Annotated in this window: 16 protein-coding genes; 11 read left to right on the forward strand and 5 right to left on the reverse strand. The window is 36.2% G+C overall.

Annotated elements, in window-relative coordinates; all coding sequences use genetic code 11:
- Window positions 1–11: 11 nt before the first annotated feature.
- The 8 genes from C9J37_RS10005 to C9J37_RS10025 all read left to right on the forward strand — a co-directional run bounded on the left by C9J37_RS10005 (window position 12) and on the right by C9J37_RS10025 (window position 6,423).
- Entirely contained in the window at window positions 12–722 is a 711-nt protein-coding gene (locus C9J37_RS10005) for an ABC-2 transporter permease (protein WP_107895212.1), read from the forward strand.
- Between the two features lie 28 nt (window positions 723–750).
- Complete coding sequence (locus C9J37_RS10010; protein WP_137067704.1) at window positions 751–1,449, forward strand: ABC-2 transporter permease; 699 nt, start codon at window positions 751–753, stop codon at window positions 1,447–1,449.
- Window positions 1,450–1,468: 19 nt separating this feature from the next.
- Window positions 1,469–2,173, forward strand: a complete 705-nt coding sequence (locus C9J37_RS10015; RefSeq protein ID WP_137067705.1) for an ABC-2 transporter permease — start codon at window positions 1,469–1,471, stop codon at window positions 2,171–2,173.
- Window positions 2,174–2,297: 124 nt separating this feature from the next.
- Window positions 2,298–4,889, forward strand: a complete 2,592-nt coding sequence (gene lanKC / locus C9J37_RS10020; RefSeq protein ID WP_107895215.1) for a class III lanthionine synthetase LanKC — start codon at window positions 2,298–2,300, stop codon at window positions 4,887–4,889.
- A 45-nt stretch (window positions 4,890–4,934) separates the two neighbouring features.
- Entirely contained in the window at window positions 4,935–5,066 is a 132-nt protein-coding gene (locus tag C9J37_RS28755) for a class III lanthipeptide (RefSeq protein WP_201262153.1), read from the forward strand.
- 44 nt (window positions 5,067–5,110) lie between these two features.
- Window positions 5,111–5,239, forward strand: a complete 129-nt coding sequence (locus C9J37_RS28760) for a class III lanthipeptide (RefSeq protein WP_201262154.1) — start codon at window positions 5,111–5,113, stop codon at window positions 5,237–5,239.
- Window positions 5,240–5,270: 31 nt separating this feature from the next.
- A complete protein-coding gene (locus C9J37_RS28235) occupies window positions 5,271–5,411 on the forward strand; it encodes a class III lanthipeptide (protein WP_167397289.1) in 141 nt (46 codons plus the stop codon).
- 178 nt (window positions 5,412–5,589) lie between these two features.
- Window positions 5,590–6,423, forward strand: coding sequence for a class I SAM-dependent methyltransferase (locus C9J37_RS10025; protein ID WP_167397290.1), 834 nt, complete (start codon window positions 5,590–5,592; stop codon window positions 6,421–6,423).
- Between the two features lie 435 nt (window positions 6,424–6,858).
- On the opposite strand, the gene C9J37_RS10030 is transcribed toward C9J37_RS10025, so the two are convergent.
- The 5 genes from C9J37_RS10030 to C9J37_RS10050 form a co-directional block, all read right to left on the reverse strand.
- Entirely contained in the window at window positions 6,859–7,623 is a 765-nt protein-coding gene (locus tag C9J37_RS10030) for an IclR family transcriptional regulator (protein WP_107895217.1), read from the reverse strand.
- Between the two features lie 101 nt (window positions 7,624–7,724).
- Window positions 7,725–8,867 carry a CaiB/BaiF CoA transferase family protein gene (locus C9J37_RS10035; protein WP_107895218.1) on the reverse strand — a complete coding sequence of 381 codons (1,143 nt, stop codon included), beginning with the start codon at window positions 8,865–8,867 and terminating at the stop codon, window positions 7,725–7,727.
- A 20-nt stretch (window positions 8,868–8,887) separates the two neighbouring features.
- The gene (locus tag C9J37_RS10040; RefSeq protein ID WP_025218954.1) at window positions 8,888–9,694 is read right to left on the reverse strand and encodes an enoyl-CoA hydratase/isomerase family protein; all 807 of its coding nucleotides are present in this window, start codon (window positions 9,692–9,694) and stop codon (window positions 8,888–8,890) included.
- An 83-nt stretch (window positions 9,695–9,777) separates the two neighbouring features.
- On the reverse strand, window positions 9,778–10,854 hold the full coding sequence (locus C9J37_RS10045) for an acyl-CoA dehydrogenase family protein (RefSeq protein ID WP_107895219.1): 1,077 nt from the start codon (window positions 10,852–10,854) through the stop codon (window positions 9,778–9,780).
- Window positions 10,851–12,005 (reverse strand): acyl-CoA dehydrogenase family protein, encoded by a 1,155-nt coding sequence (locus C9J37_RS10050; RefSeq protein WP_024361415.1) that lies wholly within the window; start codon window positions 12,003–12,005, stop codon window positions 10,851–10,853. The genes C9J37_RS10045 and C9J37_RS10050 overlap by 4 nt, the downstream gene beginning before the upstream one ends.
- Before the next feature lie 266 nt (window positions 12,006–12,271).
- Here C9J37_RS10050 and rpoN point away from each other — a divergent pair, with 266 nt between their 5' ends.
- The 3 genes from rpoN to C9J37_RS10065 all read left to right on the forward strand — a co-directional run bounded on the left by rpoN (window position 12,272) and on the right by C9J37_RS10065 (window position 17,143).
- Complete coding sequence (rpoN, locus tag C9J37_RS10055; RefSeq protein WP_107895220.1) at window positions 12,272–13,609, forward strand: RNA polymerase factor sigma-54; 1,338 nt, start codon at window positions 12,272–12,274, stop codon at window positions 13,607–13,609.
- A gap of 278 nt (window positions 13,610–13,887) precedes the next feature.
- Window positions 13,888–15,303 carry an amino acid permease gene (locus tag C9J37_RS10060; protein ID WP_107895221.1) on the forward strand — a complete coding sequence of 472 codons (1,416 nt, stop codon included), beginning with the start codon at window positions 13,888–13,890 and terminating at the stop codon, window positions 15,301–15,303.
- A gap of 193 nt (window positions 15,304–15,496) precedes the next feature.
- Window positions 15,497–17,143: a sigma-54 interaction domain-containing protein gene (locus C9J37_RS10065; protein ID WP_107895222.1), complete on the forward strand. Its 1,647-nt coding sequence runs from the start codon at window positions 15,497–15,499 to the stop codon at window positions 17,141–17,143.
- Window positions 17,144–17,253 lie beyond the last annotated feature (110 nt).

Consider the following 17,253-nt stretch of genomic DNA (forward strand, 5'->3'; position numbering starts at 1 on the left):
GGTGATTAATAATGAAGCTGATTGGTCTCATAATGATGAATTTTTATATGGTTTATCGAAATATGATACTTTATATAGCCGGTGGGGTTGCCCTCTGTGCTATTGCCCTCGTATATGTTAAGGATTGGAAAGTACCAGTTGTAGGGGTAGATGTTGAGTATACAGTTCCTTCTTTGCTACTTTTGCTATCGGTGCTCCCTGCATTTGATGTATTAAAAATTGCCCATAAATCTGGTTACGACAAGTATATCCCTACCTTACCTATTCGTAGAGAGACTATTGTGAAAAGTCAGTATCTTTTTTTCGTTTTTGCTGCAATCTTAGGTATGTTAGTAACTATGGGTATTCTTCTTGTCTTTAGTCAATTTTCATGGATGTCCTTCAGTCTTGGTGAATATGAGAGTTTAGTGTCTGTATTTACTATACTTATCCTAACAGGATCGTTGGTTTTCCCACTTATTTATCTTTTTGGATCAGAAAGAGTAGATATTTATGTATTGGCAGTTTTCTTTGCTTCAATAGGTTTTGCAAATCTGATGGGGAGGATAGGAAAGTATATAGTCGGTTTAATGAATATAGAGATGCCTGTGCATGGGATAGAGATGCCTGGGAATACAACTGCGTTTCTAGTTTATTCAGTGATATTTGCTCTGGTAGGCATTTTAATCTATATAATCTCAATTTTTATTGCTATATTTATTTATCGGAAAAAGGAGCTTTAAGTTAATTTTTATAGGGAGTGGGGAAGTGGTGCATACAATTGGGTTAGTAATGACAAATTATTATATGATTTATCGAAGTCTTTTGATGTACGCAGCGTTAAGTATAACAATAGCTGGTCTATCTATTTGGGTTTCAGATGTCTTAAATTATTCAGTGCCTTTTGTGGTAAGTGGGGGTGGTCAGGGGTTAGCTATTAGGTTTATTATGCTACTTATGATGTTCCCAACATTGGAATTATCAAAAATAGAAGCTAAGTCTGGTTATGATAAGTATGTCCTTACTTTACCGATTTATAGAAGAACTATTGTGCAAAGTTACTATCTTTTCTATTTTTTATCCATCATTATAGGAGTCCTATTATCCTATGGCAGCATATATATATACACGCTATTGTTCCAGCTTTCCTTTAATAGTAATCATGTTGCTGAATGGATCGCTGTCGATGCTGTTACTTTGCTTGTAGCGGGAGCAATAATATTCCCACTTCTTTATCACTTCGGATTAGAAAAGTCAGAAGGTATTATAATTGTGGGAGTATTAGTACCATTCTTTTCTTTAAGTAAAGTAGGAGAGATTCGTAATTTACTAGAACGGTCGCCATTGTCAAGTTTTAATTTGGATTTATCAACATATTTTCCATATTTATTGCTTTTAGGAGGTATTTTAGTCTTTCTTCTATCCATGTTAATTGCATTATTTATCTATAGTAAGAAAGAGTTTTGTTGATTTTATTGGGAGTGAGGAAATGAAGAAAATGATTGGATTGGTAACGACTAATTTTTATATGGTTTATCGAAGTATGTGGTTACATGTAGTAGGTATGATTGTCCTATTTTATATGTATCTTTTCATAATTAAGGGATTAGCCATTCCATTTTTTTTAATAGATGATTTTCAGTTTTTAGTGCCTATGTTTATTATTTATATTAACTTGGTGACACTTTTTCCTGCATTTGAAGTGTTAAAATTTGAAGAAAAGTCTGGGTATAATAAGTATGGCCTTACTTTACCAATTCGTAGAAAGAATATTGTGAAAAGTCACTACATTTTCCTTTTTTTCGCTTCTATCATATCGACTTTCGCAACTTTTGGTGTTTTTGTTGTACCTAGGTTACTTTCATGGGTATCAATGCAAGCTTCTGACTTCGAGTTATTTCTTTCTATGTTTACCGTATTTATAATAGCTGGTTCGATATTTTTCCCATGTAGCTATATTTTTGGAACAGAACGGTCAAAACTTTTTCTTTTTATAACGTTTATTATTGCATATATTTGTGGAAGTGTCGTTGGACAGCTACTAAGATTTGTAGTGGAGGATTTAATGAATCTGGATATATATAATTCAACGGTGTATACAATAGCTGTAATGATTTATCTACTGATAGCTATCTTATTCTGTATCTTATCCTATATTATTTCTCAAGTTATCTATCGTAAGAAAGAATTTTAAGTTACACAAAAGTTAGGCGGAATTGACTAGTTGGAGGAATTTTAGTTTCAAAAGCTTCTTTTATGAAAAATCTAAAAGTGATTATGTTTGAATGTAGCTTTTAAACTAGGTGGAGGGGATTTGAATGGAAGGAGTTATGCTCTATCTCAAGTATTTGAAACCAAATTCTGAACACTTTGGTGAAATCGAGATGCGAGATAATGAAAATGAATACGAATTGAATGATATTCCAGACATATATACTGTTATCTCAGAGAGTGATTCGGTATGGAAGCACTATCATGTGAAAGGCTTGGTACTTCCAGAACAAGGTTGGAAAATTCATGTGACTTCATCTTTAGAAGATTCAAAAAGTGTATTAGAGAAGGTAGCACAATTATGTATAAATAAGAAAATAGAGTTCAAGCATCTTAAAGATAGGAATAGCGTGATAGCGTCGAATTCAAAAAATGCGAATCGTGCCTCCTCCGGAAAGTTTATTACTATCTATCCCATGAATAATGAAATCTTTGTTGATTTGTTAGAAATGATTTCTACCACACTTCAAGACTTTAAAAAAGGTCCGTATATTCTTAGTGATAAAAGGTGGAAAAATAGCAATGTGTTCTACAGATATGGTGGATTTAAAAGTATTATTAATGAAAACGGCGAATATTGCATTAAAGATAATGAAGGGAATTTAATTGAGGATCAACGAAATCCCTTTTATCAAGTGCCTGATTTTGTAAAAGACTTCGATGATTATCTTAATACAATTAATATTGATAGCGATGTAGAAACGAAAGGGAACAATCGTTTAGAGCAATATAATATTGAAAAGGCACTTAGCTTTAGTAATGCTGGTGGGGTATATTTGGCGACTCGAAAGCGAGATAATTTGAAAGTAATTATAAAAGAAGCTAGACCTAATGCAGGTTTAGATGGTAAATATCAAGATGCCTTAGCGAGGCAAAAAATTGAATATGATGCTTTGCAAAAACTTAAAGATGTACCGGGTGTTGTGAATTTGACTGAGTATTTTCAAGAGTGGGAACATTATTTTCTCGTAGAAGAATTTATCGAAGGACAAGACTTACAGAAATGGATTGCTAAAAATTTCCCTATTTATAAAGGGAGTAATATGTCTAGTCACGTTAAAAATACCAAGAAGATTTTATCACAATTATTTACGCTAATTGAAGATATGCATAATGTTGGGGTTGCTATGGGCGATATACAACCTGCCAATATTATGATAACCGAAGACTTAACTGTTAGGATTATAGATTTTGAAACGGCAATGTCTGTAAACTCCAAAGAAAAGCCTAATCTAGCTACACCTGGGTTTGTTTCACAGGACATAACGGTTAGTGCTGCAAGAGATTGGTTTGGATTAAAGAAGTTAATAAGATATTTAGCACTCCCAATTTTAGTTTCAGAAGATTTAGAAGATTATTTACAATGTAATCATCTTAATTGGATAAAAGATAATTACGGAGATGGATTTTACCATTTTCTTCTTGATTTACAAGGAAGATGTGATGAAAGAATAAATGATTACCAAGAGTATTTACCTAAAAAAATAGATCTTAGTCATCAGGTAAGTAACTTTAATATAGCCTCTATTATAAAGAAATTAGTAATTGGTATTGAAAATGGACTAACAGAAGATGAAAGGTTCATTAATGGCGATATTCGCCAATATGAAATGAGTGGAGGAAAATTTAATTTTCTAACTGGAGGAAGTGGAGCTGCGTTTACACTTATGAAAAATCAATCCAGTACGGCGGAAATAAATAAATGGATTAAAAGTTTTTTATTAGATGATTTACACCTAGTTGAAGACAATGGGTTATTTACCGGGAAAACAGGGATTTTGGCTTTGCTGTATGAGCAAGGGTATAAAGATATCGTGTTGAATGAGGTGAAAATGTTAAAAGATACTATTAAGAAAACAGATATTTCGTTACGCTCCGGCCTTTCGGGAATAGGATTATTTGTAATTAGCCTATATCTCGAGACAGAAAATATAGAATATTTGAATCTAGCAAAGGAATTGGAAAAGTACATTGAATTAACTAGATTAAAAGCAGAGCCATTAAAAGTTACAGACTGGATGGCAGTTGATAAAGGTGTAATTGACGGATTGTCAGGTGTATCTTTGTTTTATTCGGCCCTTTTTTCAGCTACACAAAATAGAAAGTATTTAGAAAAAGCTGAGTCATTACTGATAGAGGATTTGAAATCAACAAAAATAGACGATGTATCCGGTATATTACAGACATTGGATAATAGAAATCGGCTATTGCCTTATCTTTCAGGAGGATCTATCGGAGTTGCAATATCAATTTGGTTTTTCAACCATGTAAGTGGACAAGATCTTTACCGACAAGAAATGGATGCAATTTTAAAAACATCAAAGGTACATTGCACAATTAGTGGGAGTTTGTTTGATGGTGCAGGAAGTTTTCTGTTAATCCCCTCTATGGTAAAAGACGGGGAATATCGTCAAGAAGTCTTAAAAGATGTATTGAGTTTACTCAATCTCTTTTTAATAGGGAAAAATGATTATTATATATATCCAGGACAATTTTCCTATAGATTAGCCGATGATGTTTATACAGGTAGCTCAGGAATTGTTTTAGCATTGATGAGCGTTGTAAGAGAAAACCCACTTTATTGGTTGCCGCTCATTAATTCAGATGAATTTTTAGCAAAAACAAAAGCGAGTCGCTAATACTAATGGGTACTTCATTTAAGTAAATGAAAGGAGGTGATAAAAATGAATACTGTATTAGAAATGCAAAAATTAGTGCCAGACACAGAAAGCAAGGGGCAAGCACAAAATGAAATAGTGTCAACATTTACAACAAGTGTCGGCAAATCATCATTTAGCATTTTTATGTGTATTTAGTATGTTATGTGAAAAATATTTTAAAAGTAAAGGAGAGGATAAAGATGAATGCCGTATTAGCATTACAAAAGTTAGTGCCAGACATAGAAGGCAAAGAGCAAGTACGAAATGCAACTGTTACAACAGTCACTACAGTCACAAGGCTATCGACATTTAGTATTCACTGTAAATAATTTCTCCCAAAAAGTAAAGGAGAGGATAAAGATGAATGCCGTATTAGAATTACAGAAGTTAGTGCCAGACACAGAAGGGAAAGAGCAAGTACGAAATGCAACCGTTACAACAGTCACTACAGTCACAACAACTGTTGGTAATTCGTCACTAAGTATTTTTCGATGTAAATAGGTACTGTCCTAAGTATAGTGGAGTAATTTGAATTAAACAACCTAAATTTATTAGTAATATTTTAACCAAGCTTAATTAACGATTAACACCTGTTTGCATAGTTAAAGCGCAACTATGCAAACAGGTGTTGTAATTATAATTATTATAATTCAACAAACTATCAATGGAGGGGAAAGAAATGAAGAAATTAATATCAATAGCAAGGCATCCTGAGCCCTTTGAATCTGGAACACAAGAAGTTTGGCTTGATGAAGATGTAGCAGATTATGTATTAAAAGCTCATTTTGACGAGACTATACCTGGGGGGAGTAGGGAGAGTACATTTATTGATGAAACTGTTGATTTTATTACACACCTTGCACCAATGGAAAAGTTTAAAAAAGTGATTGATTTAGGCTGTGGTCCTGGTCTTTATTCCTCTAAATTGGCGATGAAAGGATATGATGTTGTTGGTGTAGATTTCAATAAAACCTCAATTGATTATGCCATCAATGAATCCGTCAAACATAATTTATCCATTGACTATAGAATTGGAGATATTACGACTATTGAAATTGAAAATGAGTTTGATTTAGCACTACTCATCTATCAAATATATTGTGTCTTTAGTCCAGAGAATAGAAAAAAAATACTTTGTAATGTCCATCGTGGATTAAAACCAGGAGGATTAGTTCTATTTGATGTGTTATCAGAGAACAATTATGATAACTTGGAAGAAAATTTAATGTGGTCTGTATCACAAGAAGATAATCCAATGTCAGATAAGGAACATTTAGCTTTATATGCTTTAATAAAATATCCTAACCACGTGTCCTTGGCGAAAAATGTTCTCGTTTTTGAGAGTGGTGAGATTGTGAATTATAATTATTGGAATCAGCATTTCAGCATTGATAGTTTAGAAAAAGAAGTGAATGAGGCCGGATTTACACTTGAAAAGGTATATGCAGATGTTAATGGTGGAGATTACATTGCTGACAGCGATTCCTTTGCAGTAGTTTTAAAAAAGAAATAACTTTCAAATCTATTTTTCAATTGAGCTTTAACAATTACACGTATATCTACTCCAAGTATCTTTAAAGAGAAATTTTCTAAAGGTATTAGTGAGAAAAAATTATCTTTTTACTCTAATACTGAAAATTCCTGCTTCATAAAAGCTTTTTTAAATCGTATGGGTAACGTCGATTTTCTATAAATCTAATAATAGTTCGATTAGTAAAATAGTCCAAAACATTTTATTACATATTACAATTGGACTTAGACTAGTTTATTCAATTGTTTCAGAGATGTTGGAGAACCTAATAGAACGTCTAAAAGAGGGTTGTGGCATTGTGCTGAGCGGAAAGGTTCGCGCTTAGTGGGCATCAATGGCAAAGCAAAAAAGTGTTAGATTAATTGCAGTCAACCTAACACTTTTTCTATTTTATCTCAGCGAACTTCTTTTTCCATACTATAATTGCTTTTCGATATTTGCAGCGACTTTTTGAATCGTGGCAATTAAATGATTTTCATCGTAATCATTGTAACGGACTTCCGGTATAACGAGTGTGACGGAAGCGATAATTTGATGCGAAGCATTTAATATTGGGGCTGATACAGAACAGGCGCCGCGCACCCGCTCACTATTACTTATGGCAAAACGTTGCGCGCGAATTTGCTGTAATTCGTTTAATAGCTGTTCTTTGGAACAAATCGTCTTATCTGTAATTGGTTCAAGTGTGATATGTTCTACATAATCTTCAACATTTGGCATAAATGCGAGTAATGTTTTAGAAGATGCACCTGCATAAAGTGGGGAGGTGTCACCTACATACATTTTCGTTGATAGAGGGTAGGTAGAATCATAGTTTACTATACAGCGCCTTTCTAAGCCGTCGATAATATTCATCGAGACACTTTCACCCATATCTTCATTGAGCTTTTTTAAAATAGGCTCTGCCACAATAATTAGACTGGACTCTTGTTTGACTAGGTTCCCTAAATAGAGCAGTGAATGACCTAATTGGTAGCGTTTTGTTCCCTCATCTTTATGAAGAAATCCTTCATACACAAAGGTAGAAACAAAACGTTGTAAACTGGAGATGCTAATACCTGTTTTTTTACTCAACTCCGTTAAAGAGAGATTAGGTTCTTCTTTTGTAAATGCTTTTAATACTTTAATCGCTTTGTGCAACGATGACATTGTATAGTTTTTTTCGAAAGTTTCTTGGTTCATCTCGTCACCTACTTACATAAATTTACTTTCGCTTATCGGCTATAACCTTTATCTTCATGAGGGTTGTATGATGATAAAATTATTACTATTATAGCGTAAATTTATTTCGGTAGAGACGATTTTTGGAATTCATTTGTATGTTCCCCAAGTATAGGTGGAGCTAATTTATATTGAATATTTAAATTTGAAAACTGCAACGGGTTTTTGACGAATTTTATTTTGCCATATTTTTTGTGTTCGATTTCTCCAATCATGTCACGTGCCATAACTTGTGGTTGTTCAAGTGCTTCCGCAATGGAATTTACACGACCTCCGGGTATTTTATATTGTTGTAATAACGCAATCCATTCATCACGCGTTTTAGTTATTGTAATGTCCGAAATGAGTTGTACCAGTTCTGCTTCATGTTGCTTTCGCATCGTGTTTGTTATAAAACGTGCGTCGGTTGCCCACTCTTGACGTTCAAGCATTGTGCAAAATTTTTGAAACTGCCCATCAGTACCAACACATATCATTAAAGGACCGTCTGCGCAGTTAAATACTTGATAGGGCGCTACGTTATTATGCCGATTGCCTAAACGTTCAGAAGCAAAGCCTGTATTTAAATAGGCACTCGCTACATTTGCTAAGCTACTCATTTGAACATCCAATAATGCTAAATCAATAAACTGCCCGTTATTCGTTACATCTCGCATTCGCAATGCAGATAAAATACTGATGACGACATAATGGGAAGTTAAAATATCTGCAATTGGGACACCGACTCTTGTCGCCTCACCATCCGTTGCACCTGTTACATGCATTAATCCACTCATCGCCTGTATGACCGGATCAAACCCTGGTTCGTAGGCGAGGGGACCTGTTTGACCGAAGCCGGTCACCGCGCAATAAATGAGCTGTGGATTTATTTTTTTCAATTCCTCATAGCTTAGCCCCATCCGCTCCATATCACCAGTTTTAAAGTTTTCTAGAATAATATCTGCATCCTTTACTAGCTCTTTAAATTTTTCTTTGTCCTCATCTGTTTTTAAATCTAATGTTATCGATTTTTTATTGCGATTGGCACATAAATAATAGGTGCTTTGTTCATTTAAAAATGGACCCCAGTCACGCATACTATCAGAGCCATCGGGATGCTCTACACGTATAACTTCAGCACCTAAATCAGCTAGCAACATGGAGCCAGCAGGAGCGGCATAGACACGTGATAAATCTAACACCCGAATATTATTAAGAGGTTGCATATGGTTTCCTCCCACAAACGTTATTTGTATACTGCTTTACGTTTTTCTACGACGGCTGTTACACCTTCTTTAAAATCTTCTAGTTCAGTTACAATCGCCATTTGAGAAGAAATGTAATCGAGTGCTGTGCGTAAATCCATGCGTTGGCTTTGATAGACCGCACGTTTAATGAATTGTACTGTTGTTGTTGGGCGACTTGCTAGTTCTTGTGCATACTGTAATGTGTATTCTTCGAGTGCCTCATCTTCTACGACAAAGGTAACGATGCCTTTCGCTTTAGCTTCTTCAGCTGTTAAAACACGCGCAGTCCAAAACATGTCCAGTGCCTGATCGATGCCGATAAGCTTTGGTAAATAGTAGGCGCCACCATCACCAGGAACGATTGCTACGTTTATGTAGCTCTCTGAGATTTTTGTTGATTTTGCCGTTATCCGAATATCACACATTAAAGCCATATCAAGACCGGCACCCATTGCGAAACCGTGCACTTGTGCAATCACTGGCTTATCAATTTCTTCAAGCAGCAATGGAATACGTTGAATCTTTTTCCATAGCGAATTTTTTCGTGCTAAGCCAGTCGAAGAGATATCATCCTCACTTTTGAAAAAACCTTCTCCAGCTTGCATCGCCTTAATATCGCCACCAGCACAGAATGATTTACCATTTCCTTTCACGATAACCACACGAATATCATCTGAATCGCGTACGGTTTCAAGCGCTGTAATCCATTCTGCAATCATTTCCTCGCTAAACGCATTATACGCCTCCGGTCGATTTAACGTAATTGTGGCAATATGGTCTTTTACATCAAATAATAAATCTGCCATGTTCATCTCTCCCTTTACATAATTGGTATTTTGTCTGGCTTGTGCTGAAGAATTGCACTGCTTACTTCAACTAACAATAGTTTTTAGCTCTGAGCTTTGAGCAGTAGTGAATTGTTAGTGCATGACGTCATATAAGCCCATAAGCTGTCACCGCTATGTTCTAGTAATTGAGTTGCCACCAAATCAGTCCAATAAAAAGTGCTTGCTCCTTCATCACGCCATGACCAAAGCCTACGTGTATACTGTTGTAAGCTATGTTCGTGTGTCGTACCAATTGCAGCATGCACTTGGTGGGAAATGGTCGCTACCGTTTGAATCATTTCTTCAAAACGAATTCGTGCATAGGCCACTTCACTCAGAGGGCTTTGTGCAACGAGGGCAACGGTCACATTATTAAATGCTGCTAAAGCTAACGCTGTTTCACCTGCTAAGTTCACAATATGTTGCTGAACAAGCTGGAAGCGATGTAGAGGACGACCAAATTGCTCACGCTCCTTTGTATAGTGCACGGTTAAGTCATTTATTTTTTCAATAGCGCCCGTCATCATTGCTAGTTGAAAGGCTGTTGTAATGGCTGTCATAGTCTGAATTTGTTCTGAAGTTAAGACAGTAGATTGTTGGTAAACATTGGCGTTTTGGAATGTTACCGTATCACGTGGCTCACCAGCTAAGTTTTTATCCGGTGAAATAGCCGCTTGGCTTAAGTCAATTGCTACTAAATGGATACCCTTTGTGCTATGTGCAAGTGTTACTAATTGCTTTGTATGGCGCGCCCAAGGTATATGATGTGCTGTGCCCGTTAGTTTGTCGTTTTCAAGTGTAAAGCTCGGAGTTTCAGCTAACATATATGTTGCCAAATCATCTATTACTTGTAGGTTAGTATATGCTAATAAGTAGTTTGCTAATGTTGTTTCTGTAAATGGGATCGGAGCCGCATACTTGCCTGTTAAACGAACAATATTTAATAAATCTTCTAAATCGCCACCCGCACCGCCATTTTCTTCACAAATGGCGACAGCCGTCATACCGTTTTCCACGAACAAATTCCATATATCAGATGCCCACTTGCCTTGCTCGACAATATCAACTAAATCTTTACTAACATTTTCTTTTAGCATTCGTTCTACTACTTCAAGAATCATTTCTTTCATTTCACTCATTGTGCGACAACTCCTTTCGCTACTATGCCATAAAGTACTTCTGAAGTGCCTCCTCGAATTGTAAAACCTGGTGCATGTAAAATAGACTCTGCCATTAAACGGTCGATTTTACGTTGCGCATCGAGGGTAGGGTAGGTTTGCACTAATAAACGAGTAATTTCTGGTATGCTTTGTTCAAATTTGGTGCCAAGCGCTTTTACAAGAGCAGCGGGAATAGAGACTTCATCGCCGTTTCCAGTTGCTAAAAGCTGGGCTACACCAATTGATAAATTGCGTAAGCTCCAGAGGCGTGCGACAACTTTAGATGCTTGTTTTAACCCCTCAATGTTATTTTGTCGTTTTAATTCTTGAATGAGTTCATCGATTAAAGGGAACGTGCTTAAAATACGCTCTGGGCCGCTGCGTTCAAATGCTAGCTCTGCTAAACCTTGAACCCAACCATTGCCAATTTCACCGACAACCATATTGTCAGGAACAAAGACATTATCAAAGAATACTTCATTGTAATGATGTTCACCTGTTAAAAATTTGATTGGGACTACTGTAATCCCATCCGCTTGTAAATCGACAATTAGTTGGCTTAATCCCGCATGTTTATGTTTGCCATCATATGGGCTCGTTCGAACTAAAGTCACCATGTAGTGACAGAGATGCGCATTACTCGTCCATATTTTTTGACCGTTTACGATCCAGCCGCCTTCTACTTTTTCAGCACGTGTACTGACAGAAGCCAAATCTGAACCACTATTTGGTTCACTTAACCCAATGCCGAAGTAGCATTCACCTTTCACAATTTGCGGTAGGAAAAATGCACGCTGTTGTTCTGTGCCATAACGTAAAAGTAGTGGTCCTGTTTGTCGATCAGCAAACCAATGTGCTGCAACCGGCGCACCTATAGCTAAAAATTCCTCCGTTAAAATATAACGATCAATAGTACTGCGCTCTTGACCGCCATATTTTTTGGGCCAGGTGATGCCAATCCAGCCTTTTTGCCCTATCAATTTAGAAAATTCAGGGTTATCTCCACTTAACCAAGAATCACATTTCGGCACGAAGGTTCCTTTTGCTAGTTCTTCGTGTAGAAATGCTCGAACTTCTAAACGGAATTGTTCTTGCGCTTCTGTAAATTGCACTGTTGGTAATTGAAACATATAATAACTCCTCCTTTTTACCGCATTGTGATAACAATTACATTATATGTGTATTTTATGATTCGTTATGTAAATAAGTCAAATGTTTTTTAGAATAATTAGAAAATTCCGTAAGTGAAAACGGGCTACAGCATATATAAATTAGTAGATAGCTTTTAGCGATAAGCCTTACAAATAGTAAAAAGTATTTAATTTATGAAAAAGTGTTAAAAAACAGAAAAAACATGTTATTATGTAGAAAAATTACGTTTTGGGGGTGTGAGAAGATGCAAATGACGATTAAAACTTCTCAAAAGGTCACACAAATATTATCAGCACAGTTAGTCCATAATTTGGAAATATTGCAATATTCGGCGACTGAGCTAGAGCAATACATTTATGAAAGAGCAACAGAAAATCCACTATTAGTGGTCAACGACGCAAAAGAAAAAACGCAATATGAGGAGATTATGCAATTAGCAAATTGTTCTGTTCATCATTTTTCATCATCCTATGATAGGTCTAGCAGTAACCAATTTAATATGATTGAGATGAAGCTTGCTGAAAAAGAAAATTATGAGCAATTCCTTTTAGAGCAATTGCCAATGCACCAAAATTTATCTTCTATTGATTTACGAATTTTAAAATTTTTAATCCAATCGTTGGATGATCGCTTATTTTTGGACGTAGAGTTAGAGATTGTAGCAGACAAGTTTCAAACTAGTTATTCGCATGTAGAGGCAATTTTAGATTTATTACAAACTTTTGAGCCGATTGGCGTAGGTGCACGAAGTTACCAAGAATTTTTACTTATCCAATTGGATAATGATCAGTTTGCGCCGAAAATGGCTTCGACCTTTATTCGTTCAGATTTAGAGTTAGTTGCAACGCAGGCGATTAAACAGTTGAGTAAAAAATATAAGATGCCTTTACAAGATGTCATCGAAACGGTTCACTATATAAAAAAAATGAAACCGATTCTGATGGGGGATAAATTAGAATCGATTCCCTATGTGATGCCAGATATCGAAGTGAAAGCAATTGCTGGGGAATGGGTGATTCAGTTAACTCGTCACCACTTACCTATCGTATCGATTGATGAAAGTTATGTTGCGCTATTAAAAAATGATCCAAATTATCAAACGTACTACCGAGATTCAATGAAAGATGCATTAGCTCTATTGCAAGGGATTGAACAGCGAGATAAGACGCTTTATGAGTTAACTAGATTATTATTGCAACAGCAGGAAAATTTCTTTACGAAGGGGTTAGAAGCGATAAAACCTATGCGTTTAAAAGATCTTGCTGACTTGTTAGCTGTACATGAATCGACGATTAGTCGTGCTATTCGTGGGAAGTATATTCAAACGCCAAAAGGCATTTATGCATTACAATCTTTGTTTACAAAGGGCTTGCTGAATTCTTCAGGAAAAATGGATTCTATTATGTATATTAAAAAGCGCTTACAAAAGTTGATTGAAACCGAGGATAAACGAAATCCTTTAGCAGACCAGCAATTGACAAATATTTTATGTGAAGAAGGAATTCAAATTTCAAGAAGAACTGTTGCAAAGTATCGAGAGGAATTAAATATTTTAAGTTCATATAATCGAGCGTATGGGTAATGTGATGTAAAAAATAAACCGATGATGCAAATGTGCATCAAAATTTTAATTGTGCATTGTGCAAAAGCGATTCGTTACGCGTCATCTTGATAAGCTGTGCCCACCATAAAAGGATGAAGCGAGATAAGAAGCTAGTAAAATATAACTTAATTTAACAGAATTTTATAAATTTTAAGTTTTTTGTAGTGTTTGGCATTGAACTTGCTCATTAAACAGAAGACATGCATTAGAGAATGGGGCTAGTAAATGTCTATATCAAAACACTAAGGGGTGGTTTAATGGGAGCTTTGCAAAAATCACTGAAAACACGACATATTACAATGATTTCCATTGGTGGGGTAATTGGTACTGGGCTTTTTGTCGGAACTGGAAAAAACATTTTAAGTACTGGTCCAGCAGCAGTCATATCCTATGCCATTGCGTGTTTGCTCATTGTCTTAATTATGCAAATGGTTGGTGAAATGGCGGCTGGGGAAATCGCATTAGGAGAGAAGTCTGGTCAATCGCGGGAGTTAGGCTCATTTGCATCTTATGCAGGAAAGTATATTGGGCCATGGGCAGGTTTTACAGTTGGCTGGCTTTATTGGGCTAGCTGGGTATTCATTGTTGGACTAGAAGCTGCATTAATCGGGGGTATGCTGCATAACTGGTTTCCATTTATACCGATTTGGGTTGGAAGTGTAGGCATTACATTGTTAATGACCATTATTAATATTTATTCGGTGAAATCATTCGGTGAATTTGAATATTGGCTATCATTTATTAAAGTTACGGCAATCATTATCTTTTTAGTAGTGGGAACAGCAATGATTTTCGGTATATGGCCTAATTATGAGCCTAAAGGATTGGGGATTTTAACAGCATTTGGTGGCTTTGCACCAAATGGGGTTGTTCCAATATTTACCGCAATTGTGTTTGTTATATTTTCTATTTGCGGTGCTGAAGTCGCAGCGATTGCTGCGGCAGAGTCTGAAAATCCAGCAAAAAATATTGTGCGTGCTATTCGCAATGTCGTATTCCGTCTCGGATTATTTTTTGTCGGTTCAGTAGCTATTATGGTAATGATTATCCCGTGGAATGATTCAACGTTCTTAGCAGCACCCTATGCCAATATTTTAACGATGGCTGGACTTCCAATTGCAGCTCAAATTATTCAAATCGTTATATTTATTTCATTAATTTCGGTGCTCAATTCAGCACTATATACGAGTTCACGCATGTTGCTTGAAATGTCACGTCAAGGAGATGCGCCAAAAATCTTCTCACAAATACGAAATCGTCGCGGTGCACCAGTACCAGCTATTATTGGGAGTACCTTAGTTGCATATATTTGTGCCATGCTCTATTTTATTTCTCCGGAAGTCATTTTTTATTTTTTAGGAAACTGTGTTGGAGGATTAATGATCGCTGTTTATATTTTTATCGCTATTTCGCAAATACGATTTCGACGGTATTATGATCAAGTTTCGGGTGAGCCATTAGCGATTAAAATGTGGTTATTTCCCTACTTATCGTATGTTACGATTGGTGTTTTAACGATTGTCTATTTATGCCAAGTGTTAATTGAATCGTTGCGTACGCAGTTTTACTTAAGTACATTAGTATTGATTGTGTCAATTGTGCTATTTGTCATCATGCGAAAACTTTCAACGAAACCAGCAGAGCAATTAGAGGATAAGTTAGCTTCAGAGTAGAATATTACTACGAGGTTATGACGAGTGTGAGGGAACTATACGATGAGATTAAATTCGCGACACGCTTACGGGAATGCAAGCCTAGCAAACAAATACGCAAGTAGTTGTTTGCTAGAGATTCCGTGGATAGGGAGCGGATTTTTTGCATTACTTCTAAAAATAATAAAATGGATTTGGAAAGGAAGCGGTTCAGATGTCAGTAACAGAACTTCATAAGGAAGAGCATTTTTTTATTGTGAAAAATGGTGAAGTGATTGTCAAAAGTGATATCCAACAAGAGCTTCTTGAACAAATAAGTGAGAAATACTGTAAAGGACAAGAAACATTTGAGGTGCAAGAATATTTCGTCCATGTAGTAGAAACATCTCAAGGTACGCTGTTTACAGCAAGATCATTGAAGCAGTTTAACGATATCGATTTTATGAACCCCCTGTCACATAAGTTGCTGAACTCAATTTCTGATGGGGTGACGATTTGTGATTGCCACGGCAAAATTTTATTTCAAAATGACATTGATATTGAAATTGTTGGTATCGATTTACGGGGGAGATATGCAAAAGATGTTATTGCGGAAGGATTAATGAGTGATTCCATTTCGATGAAAGTAATTGAATCGCAAGAAAAGGTAACGATATTGCAAACCTTCATTAACGGCAGATGTTTTTTAGTCACAGGTCAGCCGATTTTTGACGAAGATGGCAAATTGCAATATGTTGTTGCCATCACACGGAATATGACACAACTCAAATTGCTTGAACAAGAAGTACAAAAATTAGAAGATCAAAATGAAGATTTTAAATGCAAACTACAAGCCTTACATAATCAAGAATCGAGAAAAAGTAGTTTAATTGCCGTATCTTCCGCCATGATGCAAGTAGTCAAAAGGGTGATGCGTGTAGCGGAAGTAGATTCTACCGTGCTAATTGGTGGTGAATCGGGAGTCGGTAAAGAGGAGATTACAAAACTTATCCATGCCTATAGCAGACGAAGTCATAAGCAAATCTTAACAATCAATTGTAGTGCAATACCAGAGACATTACTTGAATCTGAACTTTTTGGCTATGAATCAGGGGCATTTACGGGAGCTAATAAAGGTGGGAAAGCTGGACTCTTTGAAATTGCATCAGGAGGCACGGTGTTTTTAGATGAAATTGGAGAAATGCCTTTGCAGCTACAAGCTAAATTATTACGGGTGCTACAAGAATCGGAGGTACAGCGCATAGGAAGCGGCAAACCGATTGCGATCGATGTACGAATTATCGCAGCAAGCAATCGAAACTTAGCGGAAATGGTTAGGCAAGGTAGCTTCCGAGAGGATTTATATTATCGGTTAAACATTATCCCTATAGAAATTCCACCATTAAGACACCGTCGGCAAGATATTATTCCATTAGTTAATCATTTTTTAGCGTTGATAGGTGATAAATATGGAATTCATCGAACAATTGAGTCAAATGCTATGAAAGTTTTAGAAGCGTATGCATGGCCGGGAAATGTCAGGCAATTAAAAAATATGGTGGAACGCCTTTGCTTATTGGCTACCCAACCTGAAATTACGGCAAGTACAGTTCAACAAGAGCTTGATAGCAACCCACTAGTTATTCGACAAGTCGACAATACAGTGCAACAGCCAAATGAACAACAACAGCCTGCTGCTCCACTTTTAGCAGGTACATTAAAAGAGCAAGTAGCAATGTTTGAAAAGCAATTGATTAAGCAAGCATTGTCCGAACATCCGAGTATAAGACAAGCAGCCAAAGCGCTCGGTTGCGATCAATCTACGTTAGTAAGGAAAATACAAAAATTCCAATTGACACGGCATATCTCATATCAAGAATAATGATGCGTTTATGCATCACTGCTTGTATATTTGCATAAATAGTGCAAAAAAGCGTGAAGTGCTTGTGATGTTGAGAAAGGGCGTATGTATTTCTAGCAAGATATTTGTTG

It is taken from the genome of Lysinibacillus mangiferihumi, assembly GCF_003049665.1.
In the GTDB taxonomy this organism is placed as follows: domain Bacteria; phylum Bacillota; class Bacilli; order Bacillales_A; family Planococcaceae; genus Lysinibacillus; species Lysinibacillus mangiferihumi.

Bases quoted from the DNA above. Each gene is read 5' to 3' on its own strand.
- C9J37_RS10005 (WP_107895212.1), top strand. From the start codon at position 12: ATGAAGCTGATTGGTCTCATAATGATGAATTTTTATATGGTTTATCGA.
- C9J37_RS10015 (WP_137067705.1), top strand. From the start codon at position 1,469: ATGAAGAAAATGATTGGATTGGTAACGACTAATTTTTATATGGTTTAT.
- lanKC (WP_107895215.1), top strand. From the start codon at position 2,298: ATGGAAGGAGTTATGCTCTATCTCAAGTATTTGAAACCAAATTCTGAA.
- C9J37_RS28755 (WP_201262153.1), top strand. From the start codon at position 4,935: ATGAATACTGTATTAGAAATGCAAAAATTAGTGCCAGACACAGAAAGC.
- C9J37_RS28760 (WP_201262154.1), top strand. From the start codon at position 5,111: ATGAATGCCGTATTAGCATTACAAAAGTTAGTGCCAGACATAGAAGGC.
- C9J37_RS28235 (WP_167397289.1), top strand. From the start codon at position 5,271: ATGAATGCCGTATTAGAATTACAGAAGTTAGTGCCAGACACAGAAGGG.
- C9J37_RS10025 (WP_167397290.1), top strand. From the start codon at position 5,590: ATGAAGAAATTAATATCAATAGCAAGGCATCCTGAGCCCTTTGAATCT.
- C9J37_RS10030 (WP_107895217.1), bottom strand. From the start codon at position 7,623: ATGAACCAAGAAACTTTCGAAAAAAACTATACAATGTCATCGTTGCAC.
- C9J37_RS10035 (WP_107895218.1), bottom strand. From the start codon at position 8,867: ATGCAACCTCTTAATAATATTCGGGTGTTAGATTTATCACGTGTCTAT.
- C9J37_RS10040 (WP_025218954.1), bottom strand. From the start codon at position 9,694: ATGGCAGATTTATTATTTGATGTAAAAGACCATATTGCCACAATTACG.
- C9J37_RS10045 (WP_107895219.1), bottom strand. From the start codon at position 10,854: ATGAGTGAAATGAAAGAAATGATTCTTGAAGTAGTAGAACGAATGCTA.
- C9J37_RS10050 (WP_024361415.1), bottom strand. From the start codon at position 12,005: ATGTTTCAATTACCAACAGTGCAATTTACAGAAGCGCAAGAACAATTC.
- rpoN (WP_107895220.1), top strand. From the start codon at position 12,272: ATGCAAATGACGATTAAAACTTCTCAAAAGGTCACACAAATATTATCA.
- C9J37_RS10060 (WP_107895221.1), top strand. From the start codon at position 13,888: ATGGGAGCTTTGCAAAAATCACTGAAAACACGACATATTACAATGATT.
- C9J37_RS10065 (WP_107895222.1), top strand. From the start codon at position 15,497: ATGTCAGTAACAGAACTTCATAAGGAAGAGCATTTTTTTATTGTGAAA.